At 54.0% G+C, this 19,711-nt stretch carries 18 protein-coding genes and 1 tRNA gene; 10 read left to right on the top strand and 9 right to left on the bottom strand.

The window, feature by feature from the left end:
* Positions 1-4: 4 nt before the first annotated feature.
* Positions 5-1,675: a cytochrome-c oxidase, cbb3-type subunit I gene (gene ccoN, locus P1U45_RS13845; RefSeq protein WP_363258645.1), complete on the bottom strand. Its 1,671-nt coding sequence runs from the start codon at positions 1,673-1,675 to the stop codon at positions 5-7.
* 151 nt (positions 1,676-1,826) lie between these two features.
* Here ccoN and P1U45_RS13840 point away from each other — a divergent pair, with 151 nt between their 5' ends.
* On the top strand, positions 1,827-2,174 hold the full coding sequence (locus P1U45_RS13840) for a hypothetical protein (protein WP_301059613.1): 348 nt from the start codon (positions 1,827-1,829) through the stop codon (positions 2,172-2,174).
* Between the two features lie 139 nt (positions 2,175-2,313).
* Complete coding sequence (locus P1U45_RS13835; RefSeq protein ID WP_301059611.1) at positions 2,314-2,565, top strand: hypothetical protein; 252 nt, start codon at positions 2,314-2,316, stop codon at positions 2,563-2,565.
* Positions 2,566-2,651: 86 nt separating this feature from the next.
* Here the strand turns inward: P1U45_RS13835 and P1U45_RS13830 are convergent, their stop codons facing one another.
* The 3 genes from P1U45_RS13830 to P1U45_RS13820 all read right to left on the bottom strand — a co-directional run bounded on the left by P1U45_RS13830 (position 2,652) and on the right by P1U45_RS13820 (position 5,692).
* On the bottom strand, positions 2,652-3,236 hold the full coding sequence (locus P1U45_RS13830; protein ID WP_293608179.1) for a cytochrome c family protein: 585 nt from the start codon (positions 3,234-3,236) through the stop codon (positions 2,652-2,654).
* Positions 3,237-3,347: 111 nt separating this feature from the next.
* Positions 3,348-4,880, bottom strand: coding sequence for an acyl-CoA carboxylase subunit beta (locus P1U45_RS13825; RefSeq protein WP_301059610.1), 1,533 nt, complete (start codon positions 4,878-4,880; stop codon positions 3,348-3,350).
* Between the two features lie 173 nt (positions 4,881-5,053).
* Complete coding sequence (locus P1U45_RS13820) at positions 5,054-5,692, bottom strand: hypothetical protein (RefSeq protein ID WP_301059609.1); 639 nt, start codon at positions 5,690-5,692, stop codon at positions 5,054-5,056.
* Between the two features lie 51 nt (positions 5,693-5,743).
* Between P1U45_RS13820 and P1U45_RS13815 the strand changes: the two genes are divergently transcribed.
* Together P1U45_RS13815 and P1U45_RS13810 are read left to right on the top strand one after the other, a co-directional pair.
* Positions 5,744-5,819, top strand: a tRNA-Trp gene (locus P1U45_RS13815).
* A gap of 140 nt (positions 5,820-5,959) precedes the next feature.
* Positions 5,960-7,120, top strand: a complete 1,161-nt coding sequence (locus P1U45_RS13810) for a DegT/DnrJ/EryC1/StrS aminotransferase family protein (protein WP_366145010.1) — start codon at positions 5,960-5,962, stop codon at positions 7,118-7,120.
* Here P1U45_RS13810 and P1U45_RS13805 read toward each other — a convergent pair.
* Positions 7,117-8,277: a polysaccharide biosynthesis protein gene (locus P1U45_RS13805; RefSeq protein WP_301059606.1), complete on the bottom strand. Its 1,161-nt coding sequence runs from the start codon at positions 8,275-8,277 to the stop codon at positions 7,117-7,119. The two genes, P1U45_RS13810 and P1U45_RS13805, sit on opposite strands and share 4 nt — an antisense overlap.
* Before the next feature lie 205 nt (positions 8,278-8,482).
* Here P1U45_RS13805 and P1U45_RS13800 point away from each other — a divergent pair, with 205 nt between their 5' ends.
* The 3 genes from P1U45_RS13800 to P1U45_RS13790 are packed head-to-tail and all read left to right on the top strand — an operon-like array spanning position 8,483 to position 10,908.
* Complete coding sequence (locus P1U45_RS13800; protein ID WP_301059605.1) at positions 8,483-9,283, top strand: sugar phosphate nucleotidyltransferase; 801 nt, start codon at positions 8,483-8,485, stop codon at positions 9,281-9,283.
* Between the two features lie 2 nt (positions 9,284-9,285).
* Complete coding sequence (locus tag P1U45_RS13795) at positions 9,286-9,906, top strand: histidine phosphatase family protein (RefSeq protein ID WP_301059604.1); 621 nt, start codon at positions 9,286-9,288, stop codon at positions 9,904-9,906.
* A 27-nt stretch (positions 9,907-9,933) separates the two neighbouring features.
* Complete coding sequence (locus tag P1U45_RS13790) at positions 9,934-10,908, top strand: KpsF/GutQ family sugar-phosphate isomerase (protein WP_301059603.1); 975 nt, start codon at positions 9,934-9,936, stop codon at positions 10,906-10,908.
* Positions 10,909-10,912: 4 nt separating this feature from the next.
* Here P1U45_RS13790 and P1U45_RS13785 read toward each other — a convergent pair whose 3' ends face one another.
* Positions 10,913-11,830, bottom strand: a complete 918-nt coding sequence (locus tag P1U45_RS13785; protein WP_293608171.1) for a hypothetical protein — start codon at positions 11,828-11,830, stop codon at positions 10,913-10,915.
* A 106-nt stretch (positions 11,831-11,936) separates the two neighbouring features.
* On the opposite strand from P1U45_RS13785, the gene P1U45_RS13780 reads away from it, so the two are divergent.
* The 3 genes from P1U45_RS13780 to P1U45_RS13770 all read left to right on the top strand — a co-directional run bounded on the left by P1U45_RS13780 (position 11,937) and on the right by P1U45_RS13770 (position 14,705).
* Entirely contained in the window at positions 11,937-12,941 is a 1,005-nt protein-coding gene (locus P1U45_RS13780) for a glycosyltransferase family 2 protein (RefSeq protein WP_301059602.1), read from the top strand.
* 100 nt (positions 12,942-13,041) lie between these two features.
* Complete coding sequence (locus P1U45_RS13775) at positions 13,042-14,052, top strand: S1 family peptidase (RefSeq protein ID WP_301059601.1); 1,011 nt, start codon at positions 13,042-13,044, stop codon at positions 14,050-14,052.
* Complete coding sequence (locus tag P1U45_RS13770) at positions 14,049-14,705, top strand: DUF938 domain-containing protein (protein WP_301059600.1); 657 nt, start codon at positions 14,049-14,051, stop codon at positions 14,703-14,705. The genes P1U45_RS13775 and P1U45_RS13770 overlap by 4 nt, the downstream gene beginning before the upstream one ends.
* Here P1U45_RS13770 and P1U45_RS13765 read toward each other — a convergent pair whose 3' ends face one another.
* The 3 genes from P1U45_RS13765 to P1U45_RS13755 all read right to left on the bottom strand — a co-directional run bounded on the left by P1U45_RS13765 (position 14,706) and on the right by P1U45_RS13755 (position 19,358).
* On the bottom strand, positions 14,706-15,428 hold the full coding sequence (locus P1U45_RS13765) for a DsbA family protein (protein ID WP_301059599.1): 723 nt from the start codon (positions 15,426-15,428) through the stop codon (positions 14,706-14,708).
* 48 nt (positions 15,429-15,476) lie between these two features.
* Positions 15,477-16,829, bottom strand: coding sequence for a M48 family metalloprotease (locus tag P1U45_RS13760; protein ID WP_301059598.1), 1,353 nt, complete (start codon positions 16,827-16,829; stop codon positions 15,477-15,479).
* 117 nt (positions 16,830-16,946) lie between these two features.
* The gene (locus P1U45_RS13755) at positions 16,947-19,358 is read right to left on the bottom strand and encodes a ribonuclease E/G (protein WP_301059596.1); all 2,412 of its coding nucleotides are present in this window, start codon (positions 19,356-19,358) and stop codon (positions 16,947-16,949) included.
* Positions 19,359-19,711 lie beyond the last annotated feature (353 nt).

Below are 19,711 nucleotides of genomic sequence, written 5' to 3'. Positions count from 1 at the left end.
CTCCTTATTCAGCTGGCACGGCTTCGGCGCGAGCCGGAATGCCATCATTGGTTGGAGCGTGAACGTGATCTTCCTCACCTTTGCGGGTTTTGCCCTTAGCGGTCATGTAGATGTTGAACGACATGATCAGAGCGCCGACGAGGTAAAGGAGGCCACCAAGCGAACGGATGATGTAGGAGATGTGCTTAGCTTCTACGGTCTCGACGAATGTGTATTCGAGGAAGCCGAATTCGTTGTACGCACGCCACATCAGGCCTTCCATGATACCGGATACCCACATGGAGCAGATATACAGAACGATACCGATGGTCGCGGTCCAGAAGTGCCATTCCACCATGTTTGCGGAATAGAGGCGGTCACGTTTCCACATCCACTGTGCGAGACAGTAGAGAGCACCGAAGGAGATGAAGCCAACCCAGCCGAGTGCACCAGAGTGTACGTGGCCGATTGTCCAGTCGGTGTAGTGAGACAGAGAGTTCACCGCACGAACTGACATAAGCGGGCCTTCAAACGTGGACATGCCGTAGAATGCCAGAGAGACGACCATCATACGGATGACAGGGTCTGTGCGGAGTTTGTCCCATGCGCCAGACAGCGTCATCAGACCGTTGATCATACCACCCCAGCTTGGCATCCACAGCATGATGGAGAAGGTCATACCCAGTGTCTGCGCCCATTGTGGCAAAGCCGTATAGTGCAGGTGGTGTGGACCAGCCCAGATGTAGATGAAGATCAGTGCCCAGAAGTGAACGATTGAGAGGCGGTAAGAGAATACCGGACGCTCAGCACGCTTCGGGATGTAGTAGTACATGATCGCCAGGAAGCCAGCCGTCAGGAAGAAGCCAACCGCGTTGTGACCATACCACCACTGTGTCAGCGCGTCCTGAACACCAGCCATCAGAGACACTGACTGGGAAGAGAGCGGGCTGATTGGAACCGCGAGGTTGTTCACGATGTGAAGCATCGCAATCGTTACGATGAATGCGAGGTAGAACCAGTTCGCAACGTAGATGTGCGGCTCTTTACGCTTCCAGATCGTACCGAGGAATACGAGCAGATAGGCAACCCATACAATAGTCAGCCAGAGGTCGACATACCATTCAGGTTCTGCGTACTCGCGGCCTGCAGTGACGCCCATGACGTAACCAGTAGCAGCAAGAACGATGAACGCCTGATAGCCCCAGAAAACGAACCACGGCCACATACCGCCCGCAATACGCGTCCGGCAGGTGCGCTGAACAACGTGGAAAGACGTTGCCAGAAGCACGTTACCACCAAACGCAAAGATCACTGCAGATGTATGCAGTGGGCGCAGGCGACCAAAGTTTAGGAAGCCAAACTCTTCAAAATAGAGAAGGCTAGGGAAGGTGAGCTGCATCGCGATGACGAAGCCAACGAGAATGCCGACAACACCCCAGAACATTGAGACACCAACGCCCCATTTGATCAGTGTGTCTTCATACTGCGTTTCGTCGAACAGCTTGCCGTCTTTGCGGTTCGCTGCCCAGAAGCAGATCGCGAGGATTGCGACCAGACTCATGCCGAGGCTGAGCCAGCCATGAATGTTGAATAGTGGGTCCGGCGACCAAGCCGCGACCATTAATGCAAGGAGTGTGAAAACCCCCACGAAGAGACCGACTGTCAGCACGCTGAAGTCGATCCCGTTTTTCTGCATGGTTGTTGTTGCCATTTTGCCCTCTGAGAATAACCCGAGTTTGAGTCTGGGATTGTCACGCTTTTCTCTCAAAGAAAATGCGACTATTTGGCCCCACTCTTCGTGCGGAAATTATGCTATTCAGGCTTTCGGAAACTATAAGGAGTCGCCGATGACTGAAATCAGCAGTCTCGTCACAAATGACAAAATGCTTCTCGGAATGAGCGTTACGACCGCTATTTCGGGTCTTTTACTGCGGTCCTGCCACGATGTAGGCGCTGGCTTTGTGCTTCCGATGTGCACGTCGGGTGGCGGTGAGCTAGCTCTGAACGCCGCATCTACAGGCCATTGCGCGGGCTGCTATGTCGCAGCTGCAGGACTTATCGGGGCTTTTGCTGTGACGGTTCGCCGCGCGTTTCTCAGCCGACAAGCGCTGTCTTTCAAAATTTTATCGAATCCTGAGGGTGTCTGTGAGAGCAGGCACCCTTTTTCTGTGGAGAAAATTGTTGGCTTTGATTAACTTTTGAACAGCAACTGACCGAATTTACCATGTTAGCGTGCATATCTGTGCTCAACGCGACCTGAAACAGCTCAAAACCTTGCTGCACTGCGGCGTCGCCCTGAATATGACTAAATGAAGGCATGAATGGGTGGTGATCATGACAGACGTTGTTGTTAAGTTTGATCTGAAGGACGCAGCTACTGAGACGAAGCTTTTTCAGGCAGTGAATCAGTTTGCCGCAGAACGTGAATGCATGGGCACGTGCGCATCGGGGACGGATGACGCACCAGTGATCATGGTTAAAACAACTTCCTACGGGGAAGGCTTCAAAAAGTCGGTTATTTTCCAGCGACGCAGGGATGCTGAGCACTTCATGTCGTACTGGCGCAGGTTCGCGAAAGTGGCTTAAATCGCCATACTTCATAGGTAAGAAAAAAGCCCCGCGCTTTGCACGGGGCTTTATTTTTTTATGAATTCAGTCGGCTGGTGCCTGAACTATTCTTCCGTTTTAATCAGAAGGAACGTGATCAGGTCCGTACGGTCGTTCGGACGACGCATGCCTGCATAGGACATGCGGTTTCCTGGTAAGAATGCGCGCGGGTTTTCCAGCCAGTGATCGAGTTGTTCCGGTGTCCACTGGAAGTCTGCTTCCAGAACGGCGTCCGAATAATTGAAGCCTTCGAGCTCACCGACACCACGTTGGAAAACGCCGTGGAGATTCGGACCAACCCGGTTGCCAGCTTCCGGATCGAGCAGGTGACATGTCGCGCACTGGCGGAACAGGCTTTCGCCGCGCTCATAGTCGCCCGTGTTATACGGCTCAGGTAGCGCCGCGACGGCTTCTGAGTAATCCGCCTCAACGATTTCCAGATCTTCAACCATGTCTTCGACGGTAGCTTCAGCCTCTTCCGCCGTCGGGATTTCGACCGCTGGAGCTTCGGCTTCCGGGGCAGGTGCCGGCGCTGCTGATTCTGTTGCTGCTGGCGTCGTCGTTTCAGCTGGGGCTGCTGGTTCCTCTGAACCACCACCGCATGCGGCGAGTGTGAGCGCCAGTGCCGTCGTCGTCAGAAATAATCGCATGTCATCCTCCGGAATTGTCACAGTGAGATTGCATATAGTTCGACGCTGACGGATTTCAGGTGCGTCGCAACGCAGCTGCCATGTCTGACAGCTGCGATATTGAAAAGCCGCCTAGAGCGGGATGTTGTCGTGCTTCTTCGCCGGGTTCGTGACGTTTTTCGTCTTCAGCTGGCGGAGTGCTTTAGCCACACGGCGACGTGTCGAGTGCGGCATGATGATGTCATCAATATAACCCTTACGCGCGGCAACGAACGGATTTGCGAAGTTGTCTTCGTATTCTTTCGTTTTCTGAGCGATTTTCTCATCATTGCCGATATCGGCGCGGAAGATAATCTCAACGGCACCTTTGGCACCCATCACGGCGATTTCGGCTTTTGGCCATGCATAGTTCACGTCACCGCGAAGGTGCTTGGAGCTCATAACGTCATAAGCGCCGCCATACGCTTTACGCGTGATGACCGTAACTTTCGGAACAGTCGCTTCCGCATAGGCGAACAGAAGTTTCGCGCCGTGCTTAATCAGGCCGCCATATTCCTGCTTTGTACCCGGCATGAAGCCGGGAACGTCGACATAAGTGACGATCGGAATATTGAAGCAGTCGCAGAAACGAACAAAACGCGCAGCCTTACGGGATGCATCAATGTCGAGTACGCCAGCGAGGCTGAGTGGCTGGTTTGCGACAAAGCCAACGGTCTGGCCCTCAATGCGACCAAAACCGGTCAGAATGTTCGTGCCGAAGTCTTTGCCGATTTCGAAGAAGTCGCCTTCGTCAGCTGTCTTCTCGATAAGCTCGCGCATGTCATACGGCTTGTTCGGGTTGTCCGGAACCAGCGTGTCGAGCGAGTCTTCGAGGCGATCAATATTGTCGAAGCTTGGGCGGGCCGGCGCTTTCTCACGGTTGGAGAGCGGGAGGAAATCCACAAGACGACGGATCTGCGTCAACGCTTCAATGTCGTTATCGAAAGCGCCGTCTACTACGCCGGACTTGCCCGCGTGGACACGTGCGCCGCCGAGGTCTTCATGCGAAACAGTTTCATTCGTAACGGTTTTAACAACGTCAGGGCCGGTCACGTACATGTAGGACGTGTCCTTCACCATGAAGATGAAGTCGGTCATGGCTGGAGAGTAAACGTCGCCACCCGCGCAAGGACCCATAATGACGGAAATTTGTGGAATGACGCCTGAGGCCAGAACGTTTTCCATGAAGATGTCAGCATAACCGGCCAGCGAATCAACGCCTTCCTGAATACGCGCACCACCTGCATCAAACAGACCAATGACCGGCGCGCCATTTTTCATGGCCGCTTTCTGGACTTTTACAATCTTGGAGGCATGAGCCTTGGAGAGAGAGCCGCCGAATACGGTGAAGTCTTTAGAGAAGACGTAGACCATGCGGCCGTTGATCGTGCCCCAGCCGGTGACAACACCATCACCCGGAGTTTTCAGATCAGACATGCCGAAATCATTGCAGGTATGCTCGACAAACATGTCCCATTCTTCGAATGAGCCTTCGTCGAGAAGGAGCTCGATGCGCTCACGTGCAGTCAGCTTGCCTTTCTCGTGCTGACGATCAATTCGCTTCTGACCGCCGCCAAGTCGTGCCTGTTCTCTCTTCGCTTCTAACGCTTCGAGGATATCTTTCATATCGAGCCCCTGAACATTTATTTTCAGGCTTTGATATATACCTCGCCATGAATGGCAAGGATGTATCGTGAATACTGCGACCTTTAGATATACTCTTGTGACTAAATGGCAGCGACCTGAACACTGCCGGTCGGGAAGTGTTCAGGCCCTGCCAATACGTTGAAAAGCGCTGATTAGTAGCGGGATGTATAGCGACGACCATTATCGTTATGGTGCCCACGACCACGGCGCGGGTTCATATCGAGATCGACGACACGGCCGCGACGGATGGTGCATTCAACAGGCACAATGTTAGAGCCGCGACGCGTAGAAACGCGAACTGCGCCTTCAACTTCATAACCTGCGGGGCCGAATTGGCGGACATAAGGTCGACCAACAAACTCGGTATGAGCGCGACCGCGGCGTGTAGACCAGTCAGCGCGATCATCGGCAGCGCGCTCGCACTGATTGATCACCTGGCGGCGTTCGCGGCGTGTCAGTTCAAAGCGGTCGCCATGTCCGCGTCGCCAGTCACGGTTATCGCGATGGTTCGACTCATAGCCACGATGCGTTTGTTCGTGACGTGGTTCAAACCTGTCTCTATTTCGCTCACCGCGCTCTTGCGCATGAGCCGCAGGGATGAGGAGGGTTGCCGCAGCCAACGCAACAGAAACCACTCCGGTTTTCATGATAGGCTTCATCATGAGTCCAACCTGCCAGACCGGCTTTGAGCCATGACTGAACGTCTGGTTCATTTCCCAGTCATCGGTCGGTGCAAGCGACAGACAGTCCATTTGAACGTATGGAGAGCAGTTTTTATAATTCTCGTTCAATCGGTCACTTGCAATTTCTCGGAAGTCATTATAGCAACGCGCTCTGGCCTTAGGGGTATAGCTCAGTTGGTAGAGCATCGGTCTCCAAAACCGAGGGTCGAGGGTTCGAGTCCTTCTGCCCCTGCCAGTTTCCAAACAATCTGATATCTGAATGATGCATTGAAACTGGTGTGTCCGGTCGCGATTTGAAACATTCGCGAATGCTTTGTGTTTGGAAGTCTCCGTGAATCCCCGCTAGAGGGCAGTTCAGCATTCTGTTCCGGAGTAATTCTCATGCATTTCATTGACCTTCATGCTCAGCGCGCGCGTATCGAATCAGAAGTCGACACCGCGATTCAGAAAGTGCTGCAGCACGGCATGTTCGTCATGGGGCCGGAAGTCCGCGCATTCGAAGCGCAATTGGCTGAATTCTCCAACACGAAGATTGCTCTGGGCTGCGCAAACGGCACCGAAGCTCTTGCTCTGCCTTTAATGGCCTGGGGGCTGAAGCCGGGTGACGCTGTGTTCTGCCCGTCCTTCACATTCTGTGCGACGGCTGAAATTGTGCCATGGCTCGGTGCGGAACCAGTTTTCGTCGATGTGAAGCGTGAAACGTACAATATGGACGCCGATCACCTCGTTGCCTGTATTGAGGCCGTGATCGCTGAAGGGCGTCTGACGCCGAAAGTCATTATTGCGGTCGACCTGTTCGGTCAGTCTGCTGACTATCCGAAAATGCGTGCGATCGCTGACAAGTATGGCATGAAACTGATAGCCGATAGCGCGCAGGGATACGGCACAACGCTCAACGGCAAACATCCGGGCGAATGGGCAGATGTTGTGACGACGAGCTTTTTCCCGGCAAAGCCGCTTGGCTGCTATGGCGACGGCGGCGCGGTTCTCACGAATGATGAACAGCTTGCAGAGCTAATGGACAGCGTGCGTGTCCACGGCAAGGTGACTGCGAGCGATCTTAAAGGCGTCGAGTTCGAACACGATCCTAAATACTTCAATATGCGGATCGGCATGAATTCACGACTGGATACCATTCAGGCGGCAATCCTGATCGAGAAACTGAATATTTTCGCTGACGAAATCGAACTGCGGAACAAGGTCGCTGATCGATATGCCGAAGGCCTGAAAGGTCATGTGCTGGCCGTGCCGCAAGTGATGGACGGCGTTGTCTCCACATGGGCGCAATATGTGATCGAACACGAGAACCGCGACGGACTGCAGGCGCATCTTCGTGCAAACGATGTCCCAACTGCCGTTTATTATCCGGTTCCGATGCACGTAAACGGCGCTTATGAGAAATATAAGGCGGGAGCGGGCAATCTGACAGTTACCGATACGATCCGTGACACGGTTCTTGCTCTGCCAATGCACCCATATCTCAGCGAAAACGATCAGGACAAAGTGATCGAAGCGATCCGCTCATTTAACGGCTAAATCCGGTCGTCCAGCGTTTTCTCTGAACCAATATGGCGGTGTTCGAAATCAGGCTCGATTTCGGACACCCATGCTTTCATGTCATCCGTTGAAAGTTTTGAAAGCGCGATCGTGTCGAGTTTCAGCGCTCGCAATTTCGCTGACAGCGCGCTAACGCCGCTCGCAAAGTTAAAAGGTGCGTAGTTTACGGCCTTCAATGCTGCAAAAGTGCTATCCGAAACGGTTTCCTTCTCGCCAGCAAACTCTTCATACGGCTTCTCACCCGCTGTGTCAGACGGGGTGAGGATGAGCGGCCACTTTGCTGCAGCTTTAAGCTCCGCGAAATCTGAAAATGCTTCGGCCTGCTTTTCCAGAGGGTAGGCAATTGCTTCGTATCCGTTGGCCTTAAGAAAGCTGATCGCGGCCGTTTCCATGCTCACCAGGTGTTCTTCTGGCGAGAGGTCGGGAATGTAGATTTTTCCGTTCTCACCAAGAATCCCGGTCAGCAGGCACATTTGGCCAGCCTCTTCGAGTGTGAAGAAGAATCGCTCAATGCCAAGCGGGGCTGCGAGAGGGGTATCGCTGTCCAGCCGGTAGCAAAAGCTTTCAAGGAGCGATCCTTGGGAGTAAGCGACATTGGCAAAACGGGCTGAGCTCACATTAGCCGTCTCGGTGAACATCACATGTTCCATGAGCCGTTTAGTAGCGCCCATGAAGGATACAGGATTAGCCGCTTTGTCCGTCGAGACGCTGAAATAACGAAACGGTTGGCCCGCCTCGGAAAGTTCTGACAGCAGGTCTGATTGTTTCAGAATGTTGGTGTCCATCATGGCGAAGATAGACCAGGGTTGTTTTTCCGAGCGCACATGCTTCAGCGCGGCGAAGTTCAGCACATAATCGTACGGCTCTGATGCGCGCAGCATCGCGAAAAACGCAGTCGAGCCATAATCCATGGGCAGCGAGTCGATTTGCGTTGCAGCGGGAGCCAATGCATTGCCGCGAAGACGTCTCACCAATCGTGCTAACCCGTTTTCATCCTGATCAATAATCGTCAGGCGCGAGAGCGGGAATCGCGCAAGTAGAAGAGTGGTTTCGCTGCCGATTGAGCCAGCGCCGCCAACCACCAGACAGGATTTACCCGCTAAAGTCTGCGTCAAACGGTTGGCGTTAGCTGCCATGTCCTTCGCTAAAAGCGATTCTGACCGGCGAGTGAGCATTTCTGTGGGACGCTTCAGCAAATCACAGCCTTCCATAAACAGTGTCAGGGCTCTTATGGCATATATTTTAAATCAGGATTGAAAAAGTCACCCGCCATAAGCTTGCAATTGACTTGTGCAGGCGTCAGAAGCGGAACTGACTTTCAGAGTAGCGTAGAGAACCAGAATGTCAGACGGCGCCGAGACAATGTCCTACCATATCCCCGGTGAGGATATTGATATCTCCGACCTGATCGCGCAAACGCGCACGGTCACGCTGCCAGAGGTGCGCAGACCCGAGCTGGTTATGATTATGGCTGGCGGCCTCGGTCAACGCATGATGCCGCTGACAAAAGAAATCCCGAAACCGATGCTCCCAATCGTCGGCGCGCCAATGCTCGAGCACATCATCGCGCAGATGATCGCGCAGGGTTTCTGCCGATTCGTATTCTCGATTCGTCACTTCTCGGACCAGATTGTCGATCACTTCGGTAATGGCGAGCGCTGGGGCGTAGACATATCCTATATTGAGGAGCCTCACCGGCTCGGCACGGGGGGAAGTCTTGCGTATCTCGATGAACGCCCGGACATGCCATTCATCGTCGCAAACGCCGACCTTCTGACCGATCTGGATTACCGGAAAGTGCTGGCCTTCCATGATGCGTCTTCAGCCGTAACAATGTGTACCCGGCAGGCCGAGTTTCAGGTGCCATATGGCGTCGTCGAAACTATGTCGGACCGTGTGCTGAGCGTGACGGAAAAGCCGACCCAATCTGTGAGCATTAGTGCTGGCATGTATGCAGTTTCGCCGGAGCTGATCGATCTGATTGATAAGGGCGAGCGGATTGATATGCCGGATCTTATCCAGCGCGCGATTGAAGCGGGCAGAACGGTCCGATCAATGCCGATTTCTGATCGGTGGGTCGATGTCGGTCGTCGCGACATGTTTCAGCGTGTTCTTGAAAATCTCGGTGATACAGGAGCTTGAGCGTGAAAGTTATTCTGGCACGTCATGGGAATACATTCGGTCCCGGCGAAACGCCTGTTTGGGTCGGTGCACGAGAGGATTATCCGCTCGTTGAAAAAGGACGAGAGCAGTCAACGGCTATCGGGGCATATCTCAACCGCCAGTCTGTCATGCCTGATCGTATTATCTCGGGCCCGCTGGTGCGTACGCGAGAGGGCGCTGATCTGATCGCTGCGGAAATCGGGTTTTCTGGCGTGATCGAGATCGATGAGCGCCTTAAGGAAATCGACTATGGAAGCTGGGGCGGAAAAAGCGACGCAGAGATTGAGGCGCAATACGGCGCGGATGTCATCGATGACTGGCGCGAACGTACGATCATTCCTGATGGAGCAGACTGGTCACCGGACCTCGCAACGCTCAGGCAAAACGCTGTCTCCGTTATGCAGGAAATCACCGAGGTGCCGGCAGAGACCGTACTGCTAATCACGTCGAATGGTACGCTGCGGTATTTCCACGAAGCGATTTACATCGGGCAAGGCGATGCACCTTCTGCCAAAGTAAAAACAGGACATATCTGTTGCGCGGATTATGTGAAGGGTAGCTATTTGCCCCGCTTCTGGAATATGAAGCCAGACGATATTTGAAGCCCGAACCGGATTTGAAAGAATAAAATGCCTGACACTGCTGCAAAGACACTTAGCGCGCTGAAGCGGACGATCGAGACCGAGCGCGAGGGCATGCTTCAGCTCGAGAACGCACTCGATCAGGCTGCTGTTGATGTTGTGGACCTGATTGGCTCTGTCGAAGGGCGTCTGGCCTGCGTTGGTGTCGGCAAATCAGGCCATGTTGCGCGCAAGATTGCAGCGACGCTCGCGTCGACGGGTACACCAGCCTATTTTGTCCATCCGGCAGAAGCGAGCCATGGCGACCTCGGCATGATCTCGCAACAGGATGCGGTTCTGGCACTTTCAAAATCCGGTGAAACCAAAGAACTGAGCGACATTATCGCTTATTGCCGCCGTTTCTCCGTACCACTGATCGGCATGACGACAGATGCGACGTCTACGCTGGCCAAGAATTCTGATCATCTGCTTCTGGTCCCGAATGCTGCTGAAGCCTGCGGCGAGACGCGTGCTCCGACAACGTCTACGACACTGATGATGGCTTATGGCGATGCGCTGGCTGTTGCCCTGATTGAACGTCGTGGCTTCACGGCGATGGACTTTAAACGTTACCACCCGGGCGGCGCGCTTGGCGCTGCGTTGACGAGTGCAGCTGACCTCATGGCGTCTGCTGAGAAAATCCCGCTTGTCGCTGAAGGTACGAGCATGGAAGCGGCGGTCGCGGAAATGAGCGCCAAGGGCTTTGGCTGTGTTGGCGTGAAATCGTCTGACGGAACGCTTGCGGGAATCATCACAGACGGTGATCTGCGTAGGAACCTCGCTGTAGACCTGCCAACCCGCAAGGTTGATGAGATTATGAGCCGCGGTCCGATTACGGTGAAAGAAACGTCTCTCGCGGCGGATGTCCTGCGCACGCTGACAGCGGGGGAACGCAAGCTGACGCAGGTTTTTGTATGCAATGAAGCCGGCGAGCCGACCGGCCTCATCCACATGCATATGCTGTTGAAGGCTGGCCTCTCCTAGGCCCCTACTGAAACTCAACGCGCTCCTGCGAGAAGAAGAACAGCGACTCGGTATTCTTATCGAGTTTGCTGGCGTCCACTGACAGCAGTGTGCGCATTGCGACCTTGCGCTCTTCCAGCCCCTGCAGGAAGTCACGCTCGATTAAGTCCTGGGTCCCTGATGCTTCGACTTGATTTTTGATTTCTGCGAAAATCTCAACGGAGCCTGCGAGGAAGATAGCCTCATAGGCGATCTTGGACGCGATCTTGTGGTCGATGGTCTGATAGGCAAGCTGACCGAACATGGTGAGCTTATGCTTGCAGATATAATCAACTTCTTCGCGGTATTCCGGGTGCCGCAGATAATAGAGCTTGAACGACATCATCTCACGGTCGATCAGCTCCAGAATGTCATCCGGAAGTCCGTCATGGACGATGATGATATCAATGTCTGATCCATTCACCATTTCGCCGATAGCGGAGACTTCGCGCGGTTCGCGGTGGGCGAGGAAGTAGGCGATATCGCCCGCAATAAAGGCGCACATTTCATGGTGCAGCTCTTTTGGAATTTTGCGCATAATCTGGCGCAGAATTGATCGCGCCAGACGCATTTTCTGCATGCTGACCTGTCGGTGAAGATTAGACAATGTGACTTGCCGGTCGATCACCTGTTCCCGCTGGTCATTGGTCGAGAACAGCGTGAATGAGAGAAAGTCCCGAAGGATAGACGGGCTCAGGCGGATGAAATCCTCACGTGTGATGTCATAGCGCAGATAATAGCGGGAGAAATGCGAAATCAGGATGTCGGGGCTGGTAAAACAGGCCTGCCAGAGTTCCAGATAATTCCGTTCAGGAAGATGTTCGGCAAGCTCCTTACCGAGGGTGGGGCCGACCCGTCTGATAACTTCGACAACTTCCTGTCTGATCGTTTCAAGGTCGCTCATACCGTCTTATCCCACGCTGCCTATGGACTTCTCTAGCATACGACTTGTCATCACAGGGTAAATCATGGCGAATGGGATCGAACTTTCGAGTGACAGGTAGCTTATTGTGTCCGACACGCCCTTCTTTTCGGTTCTGATCATCAATTACAATGGTGGAACCTATCTCCAGAAGGCGATCAACTCACTCGCGGCGCAGACCTTCCAGAACTTTGAGACCATCATCATCGATAATGATTCGACCGACGGTTCGATGAACGGGCTGGATGTATCGGCACTACCCCATTGCGATATTGATCTACTCGGTCGCAATAGCGGCTTTGCAGAAGGAAATAATATCGCGGCGAAGAAGGCGCGCGGCGAATGGCTTGCGCTGCTTAATGCGGATGCGGAAGCGGCAACTGACTGGCTGGCGACACTGGCAAACTCGATAGCGGCTCATCCGGATTGCCGCATGTTTGCGTCCACACAACTCAGCATGGATGACAACGATATCCTTGATGGCATTGGTGACGGCTACACGATCTGGGGCTTTGCGTGGCGCGGCGGGTATCATCGCCCAGCGCGGGAGATACCAGAGGCGGGGGAGACCTTCGCGCCTTGTGGCGCGAGTGCTGTCTATCATCGCGAAACGTTTCTCACCTATGGCGGGTTCGAGGAACGCTATTTCTGCTTCATGGAAGATGTGGATCTCGGTTTCCGCATGCGCCTCGCCGGGGAATACTGCCTGCTCCAGCCTGACGCGATTGTTCAACATAAGGGCGGAGGCCTGTCTGGCGAGGCCAGTGAATTTTCTGTCTATCATGGCGCGAGAAACAGGGTGTGGACCTATATAGGAAACATGCCCGCCGTTTTGTTGTGGCTGACACTTCCGGGGCATCTGGCGCTCACGGCGTATCTGCTCATCCGATACATCGGGACACCTTATTCGGGATATGTCTGGAAAGGCACGAAAGATGGCTGGCGTGAGGCGTTCACATTCAGGCGCGAGCGCAAAGCGTTGAGATCGAACAAACGTTCGGTGACCCTCAGCGGGCTTTCACGCATGTTTCACTGGAATATTTTTGCGATGTCCCAACATCGCTCGGCAGTCCGCCCGACGAATAGGCGCTAATGCGTTCTGACCGTTTCGTGAACGCCTTCTTCTGGCGGTTCTGGCTATCGGCTGATATTCTCTCAATGAGCGAGTTTTCTCAAATAGGTGAGGGGCTGATTTGCGAACGCTGCTGATTATTCTGGCAAGCCTGATCGTGGGAGCCGGTGGCGCATTATATGCCGACCGTCAGCCCGATATTCACTGGCAAATTGATCGCGTTTTTGACCGATTCTTACCTTCACCAGCGGATGTCGACATGGAAACAGGCGGCGTGGACGCCGCAGCACTTGCGGACTTTTCGCTTGAACCATGCTTCTTTCGCGATCCTTCTCATGCGGACGAGCCGCCAGCCTGGATGCAGCGTCCTGCATTGAATACGGCTGCCAGCGAGCGGTCAGCTGAACGGCCGTTTCCCGATCTAGAGGCGTTTCCCGGACTGGTGAAAATAGAGCAGGTGCTCTCGGAAGGTGGCACGCAGCGTCATCACTGCGCAGCAACACGGATCGCTGAAAACTGGTTCCTGACGGCTAATCACTGCGTTCGTATGCGTGGGCCAACCTCGCAAGTCATCGATATGATCCTTATCGCGCCGGCGCATGATGTGATGCAGCCTGAGACAGTTATCGTCCCGATTGAAGGCGCGGTCTGTCATTCGGCCTGGTATTCCGATACCGGAAAATTCGACGATGATATCGCGCTCGTATATGTGGAAGATACAGAGCCGCTGTCTGAGGTGGAAATCGCCCGAACCGATCTCGGCGATATGCCGCTTCCTATTGGCGCTGGCGAAACAGCCTATTTTGCAGGCTGGGGCAAGAACGGTCAGAACCGTTTTCTGCAAGGTGGCCCGCTTGTCGTTCGAAATGTCGGTGAGACGTTTATCATGGTCGATAATGGCGGACGTTTTGCGCCATGTGTCGGCGATAGTGGCGGCCCGCTCTACGTGCCGACGTCAAATGGCCCTCAGGTCGTTGGTGTTCTGTCATCCGTAACCTTGGACGCGTGCCCACCGTTTGATCGGGCCTTTTACATGCGAGTGAAGTCATTCGATGTCTGGATGCGACGTGCCATGTCTATATGTGAACAAGGTGGCAGATTTGTCTGCCTGCGTCCGGAGGGCGAAGTATGAGTGACCAGAAAAAGCCCATCGCGTTGGAAGAGCGTGCGACCGAAGGAAAGCGCCTTATGTCACCATCGGCAGCACGCAATCTTCCCCATATTATGGAAGCGTTTCAGTCGCTTGGCCTGACTGAAGGCAAGGTTCTGGAGATCGGATGCGGCACCGGTGAGCATGCAGCTCACCTTGTGGAAGCGAATGCAGGGGTAAGCTGGTTTGCAACTGACCTTGATCCTTCGTCTGTCGATAGCTGCAATGATTGGGCGACCCATTTATCAATTTCCGACAGGCTGATCGCCGAAACAGTAGATGCGTCTCATCCACCAGATTATTCGGAGTTGGGACCGTTTGACGTGGTTTATAGCTCTAACGTCATCCATATTTCTCCCATCACTGTGCTGGCAGGCATTTTACAAACGGCAGGGCGTGAACTGAAGCCTCGGGGCAGAATGGTTTTCTATGGTCCATTCAGTCGGAAGGGCGAGCACACAGCTGATAGCAACGCCGCTTTTGATCAGAACCTCAAAATGCGAGATCCGTCATGGGGCGTGCGTGATCTGGATAACGACGTGGTTCCGCGCGCAATAAAAAACCGGCTGGCTCTGGAAACGGTCAGAGCCATGCCGGCCAATAATTTTTTCGTCGTGTTCAGACGAGAGGGCTGATCAGCCTTCCAGAAGCGACTCGATGCGCTGCTCGAGTTCGCGTTGCGCAAAGCCTGAGTACAGCTCACCATTGATAAAGAAGGCCGGTGTGCCGGTTACGCCATGTTCGCGCGCTTCACCGAGCACGCGTGCGAGATGAGCGTCGACTTCTGCGCTTTCCATATCGCGTTCCAGACGCGTGGCGTTCATGCCAACATCACGCGCGATTTCGAAAATGTCATCGTCTGACAGCTGTCCGGAGTGGCGCATCATCGCCTGGTGGAACTCAAGATACTCGCCCTGGTTCTGGGAAGCGATTGCAGCGCGAGCCGCGCGTACAGACTGTTCCGACAGGATTGGGAGTTCTTTAAATACAACGCGAACGCGACCGTCACCGTTTTCGACCTGATCCATCACCCAGTCGAGTGACCGGCGGCAATATCCGCAATGATAGTCAAAATATTCTACGATCGTAACTTCAGCATCGGCCGGACCGACGGAGAAGTCCGAATCGTTTGATGCGAGCTGGTCGCCGAGGCGCGCATTTTCACGTTCTTCCAGAACGAGCATCGCTTCCATGATGATTTCCGGATTTTCCAGAAGGTAAGCACGAACGATGGCTTCGACGTCCTCTCGGCTTTGAGCCGTTTCAGGCACAGAGTTGCTTTGAGCGGACATGTTGCAAGCGCCAAGGCCCACGAGGACGGTAAGCGCCGTTGTAACGGAGAGCGTTTTAGCAAGCATAGACTGTTTCCCTAGATAGATCAGAATCTGACTAGCACGCGCAGGCTCTTATCTTCTAGAGCGGCTCTGCGCTGTAATCGTACAAATTCTGGTGATGTCACTGGCGCGAATGCCTGTTGGCGTGTTCGGCTCAAGATCTTCTGACGCTCTCGCAGCAAAACTCCGTGCACGGTCGCAGTCGCCATAGTGGAACGCTTGTTCGGCCGTTGCTAGGTTTGCTTCAGGGCGGCGGCCCTGACGTTCGAGAACAATCGCGAGTTCATGCCAGGCAAAGGCGTTTCCGGCTTCCAGCGCAGTCGCGAGCGAAAGAAGCTCTTCAGCTTCTGCGAGGTTCTCTTCGGTTTGCATGGCGCTAAGTGACCTTGCAAGGTTCACCATGAGAAGAGGGACGCGGCCTGCCAGCTCCAAAGAACGACGGTTTGGTTCGACTGATTCCTCGAACCGACCGTTCTCGAAGAGAATCTGGCCCTTCAGCTCGTAGAAATAAGGGTTCTCCGGGAATTCTTCGATCAGCTCATCAGTGAGACTTAGGGCCGTTGCGAGGCTATGGCTTTGAAAAGCCGAAATCGCGCGTGCATACCGGGCCGGGACTGATGTGTCTAATGGCGGATATTCCCGCTGCACATAGACTGGCGCCATGATGAAGCCGAACAGCTTCGCTTTCATCATCTCGAGCTGGTAGACTTCTTCCGGATCGTCTTCGAGGTCCATCAGACCGGAACGTTCTGCACCCTGACGAAGCGATTCAATACGATCTGATGCGAGCGGGTGGGTGTAGAAATAGCGATAGCGCTCAGCATTGTTGGAGAATTGGATATCGCGGAAGTTCTCGAAGAACTCCAGAAGACCGCGCGGAGAGCGACCGGTTGCTTGCATGTAGCGCAGGGCAGCCTGGTCCGCGGAAGCCTCTTGAGGGCGCGTATGGGACGCGAAATTCAGATATCCGAATTGCTGCGAACTCGCGATCAGCGCCGCACCGGCGTCGGGCGCTCCAGCGGCAATGGCGAGCAGGCCTAGACCGATAGACACAAATGCGGGGCGTGATGCGATTTCCAGATCACGCTGACGACGAATATTGTGTCCGCCTTCGATATGACCTGTCTCATGCGCAATAACGCCAATCAACTGGCCTGGCGTTTCTGACGCCATAATCAAGCCGGTATGGAGGTGGATATTCTGGCCGCGCGCAACAAACGCGTTGAGGGTCGGATCGTTGATGATGAAGATGTTCACATCATCCGGGCGCAGATTGGCTGCTTCCAGAACCGGATTGGTGAAATCTCGCAGAATAGCTTCAATCTCCGCATCGCGGATGAAGCTCTGGGCCTGGGCAGAAAATGATACAGTGCAGAACACCGTAATCGCAGAGACAACGTGTCTGGCGAAGCTTTTAATCTTCACAAATCTCTCCATTTCGCCCGCCCGCTGCGTAATCTAATCACACTTGAAGGCCGGATGCGAGAGGGGGGATGCAGTGCATCCCCCCTTAGCGAATTAAATCTTAGATAGTTTAGCGGTCTAGCCGGCGCTCCGGCGTTGCCACCAGCCACGACGGATCTTTTTAGGCTTTTCGGTTTCCGGAAGTTCCTTTGGCTCTTCAGCCTCAGCTTCAGCTTCTACAACAGGGGCTGCCGGTTCAGCAGAAACTGCTTCCTCGGCTACCTCTGCAGAAGGTGTCTCTTCTGTTGTAGGTTCTTCTGCAATTCCCGCCGGTGCTTCCGAGACGGCTTCAGGCGCCTGGGACTCTTGATCCGGCGCTGTCTCCGGTTCCGATGTTTCTACAGGAGTAGCTGCTTCGGCTTCTTCGGAAACAGAGGCTGCTTCAGAAGTTTCGGCAACGTCATCTGCAGTCGCTTCCGGCTCAGGTTTAGCTTCAGGTGTCGCTTTGATTTCTACACCTTCGCCGACGAGAGCAACGACGTTGGAAGCCGCTTCGTCGAGAACCGCGCCACCATCTTCAGTCGTGTTCTCATCATTGAGTTCGACTGCCTCCGGTGCGCCATCTCTTCCGCGACGACGACGTCCACCACGACGACCGCGACGGCGACGTTTGCGGGAATTACCATCCGCGCCGTCATCATCGTCACTAGAGCCGAAATCAGATGGGCCGTCTGAGTTGTCGCCTTCATCATCGGCGTCTGCGTCGACAACCTTCAGATTATCAGCAGATGAGCGGTCCTGATCTTTGCGGCGTCCGCGACGGCGGCGCTTGCGACCCGTTGGCTTCTCTTCAGCGATCTCTTCATCTTCTTCTTCGTCGTCGTCCTCAATATCTTCAAGGTCATCGACGTCTGTGATCGGCACGCGCTCAATCGGTTTCGGCTTAGGCGGCTCGACATTATCACCCTCCGCGTTTGTGACGCGGATTTCGAATTCGCCGAATAGCAGGTCAGATTGCGCTTTAACCTGTACGGTCAGCTTCTGACGTATCTCTAGATCGCTGATTGCCTGACGTTTCTCGTTCAGAAGGAAAAGAACGACGTCCGTAGGGGCGCTTACTTCAATCTGGCCACCCGCGACACCTGCGCTGCGGCTTTCGATGGCGCGGAGCAGCTGGAGTGCAGACGATTCGATAGAACGAACATGGCCTGTGCCGCTACACGCTGTGCATGGATCAGAGCTGGTGTCGAGCACGCCCGCACGACGACGCTGACGAGAGATTTCCATAAGGCCGAACATGGAGATCTTGTTGTTCTGAACGCGCGCACGGTCGTATTTCAGGCAATCTTTCATCCTGCGTTCGACAGCGCGGTTGTTCTTCGCTTCTTCCATGTCGATGAAGTCGATCACGACCAGACCGGCAAGGTCGCGAAGGCGCATCTGGCGACACGCTTCTTCGGCTGCTTCGAGGTTGGTCCGAAGCGCGGTCTGTTCGATATTGCGTTCGCGTGTGGATTTACCGGAGTTCACGTCAATCGCGACCAGAGCCTCTGTCTGGTGGATAACCAAATATCCGCCGGACTTCAGCTGAACGGTCGGGCTGAAAATATTATCGAGCTGGGGCTCAACACCGTATTCAGAGAATACTGGCAGACCGGACTTGTGCTGCTGAACCTTCTTCGCATGGCTCGGCATGAGCATTTTGGAAAGGTCTTTGGCCTCGCGATAAGCGACTTCACCATCGACCAGAACCTGATCAATGTCTTTGTCATACATGTCGCGCAGTGCCCGATGGACAAGGCCTGCTTCTTCGTTGATCAGGCAAGGAGCAACAGAGCTGAGTGTCAGTTCGCGAATCTTCGACCAGAGTTTAATCAGGTATTCGAAGTCACGCTTGATTTCGGTCTTTGTACGTTTCGCGCCAGCCGTACGGACAATTAGGCCCATGCCTTCTGGAACGTTCAGATCGCGGACAATCTCTTTCAGACGCTTACGGTCTGTGCTGTTTGTGATCTTGCGTGAGATACCACCGCCGCGAGGCGTGTTTGGCATGAGTACGCAATAACGACCTGCCAGCGACAGATATGTTGTCAGAGCGGCGCCCTTATTGCCGCGCTCTTCTTTAACCGCCTGAACCAGCATGATCTGGCGACGACGGATAACTTCCTGAATTTTGTAATTCTTGGAGAGCAGTGCCTTGGAGGAAGGACGCTCATCGTCGTCCTCATCAATATCGTCAGCGTCATCACCATCAGCCTGTACTGCGGACGCAGTCTCTGCGATCAGAGCCTCGCGGTCTGCCTGTGGCAATTGATAATAATCCGGGTGAATCTCGCTGAATGCGAGGAAGCCGTGACGATTCCCGCCAAAATCAACGAAGGCCGCCTGAAGAGACGGTTCGACGCGTGTGATTTTTGCGAGATAGATATTTCCTCTTAGTTGTCGTTTCTTGGCGCTTTCAAAATCAAAGTCTTCGACTTGACCTTTGTTGACCACGGCGACCCGGACTTCCTCCGGGTGGACCGCGTCGATCAACATCATTTTTGTCATTAAAGGTGTTCCTGCTGCACGTCCTGACAGTTCGCGCGTCGTACCTGAATGCACTGCGACGTCGGCCGTGTTGATATATGTTAGGAGGTGTCTGGCGGTCGAAACGAAGCGACATGCTGATTTGAGAATGCGATGTCATCAGTTTCGACTTCCGGTACCAAACAATTCTAGTGCGGCGGTTCGGAGGGGATTTTGTTCAACCTCTTCCGCCGTGTGTTCACGTTGGGTCGCTCATCTCAGGGAGGCGACTCTCATACACTGCCTAATTCGGAAAGAAAAATAAAGAGAAAAGAGCGATTTTGAATTCACTGCAATTCCTTCACTAAGGTAAATGGAGTGTTTACCAAAACGAC

The organism is Ponticaulis sp. (assembly GCF_029210165.1).
Taxonomy (GTDB): domain Bacteria; phylum Pseudomonadota; class Alphaproteobacteria; order Caulobacterales; family Hyphomonadaceae; genus Ponticaulis.
The sequence above is the reverse complement of the archived record's forward strand: the minus strand, read 5'-3'. Positions and strand labels throughout refer to the sequence as shown.

Coding starts and splice junctions, on each gene's coding strand:
- P1U45_RS13755 (WP_301059596.1), bottom strand. CDS start 19,358: ATGACAAAAATGATGTTGATCGACGCGGTCCACCCGGAGGAAGTCCGG.
- P1U45_RS13825 (WP_301059610.1), bottom strand. CDS start 4,880: ATGAAAGATATCCTCGAAGCGTTAGAAGCGAAGAGAGAACAGGCACGA.
- P1U45_RS13830 (WP_293608179.1), bottom strand. CDS start 3,236: ATGCGATTATTTCTGACGACGACGGCACTGGCGCTCACACTCGCCGCA.
- P1U45_RS13765 (WP_301059599.1), bottom strand. CDS start 15,428: ATGCTTGCTAAAACGCTCTCCGTTACAACGGCGCTTACCGTCCTCGTG.
- ccoN (WP_363258645.1), bottom strand. CDS start 1,675: ATGCAGAAAAACGGGATCGACTTCAGCGTGCTGACAGTCGGTCTCTTC.
- P1U45_RS13770 (WP_301059600.1), top strand. CDS start 14,049: ATGAGTGACCAGAAAAAGCCCATCGCGTTGGAAGAGCGTGCGACCGAA.
- P1U45_RS13790 (WP_301059603.1), top strand. CDS start 9,934: ATGCCTGACACTGCTGCAAAGACACTTAGCGCGCTGAAGCGGACGATC.
- P1U45_RS13835 (WP_301059611.1), top strand. CDS start 2,314: ATGACAGACGTTGTTGTTAAGTTTGATCTGAAGGACGCAGCTACTGAG.
- P1U45_RS13800 (WP_301059605.1), top strand. CDS start 8,483: ATGTCAGACGGCGCCGAGACAATGTCCTACCATATCCCCGGTGAGGAT.
- P1U45_RS13840 (WP_301059613.1), top strand. CDS start 1,827: ATGACTGAAATCAGCAGTCTCGTCACAAATGACAAAATGCTTCTCGGA.
- P1U45_RS13805 (WP_301059606.1), bottom strand. CDS start 8,277: ATGGCAGCTAACGCCAACCGTTTGACGCAGACTTTAGCGGGTAAATCC.
- P1U45_RS13785 (WP_293608171.1), bottom strand. CDS start 11,830: ATGAGCGACCTTGAAACGATCAGACAGGAAGTTGTCGAAGTTATCAGA.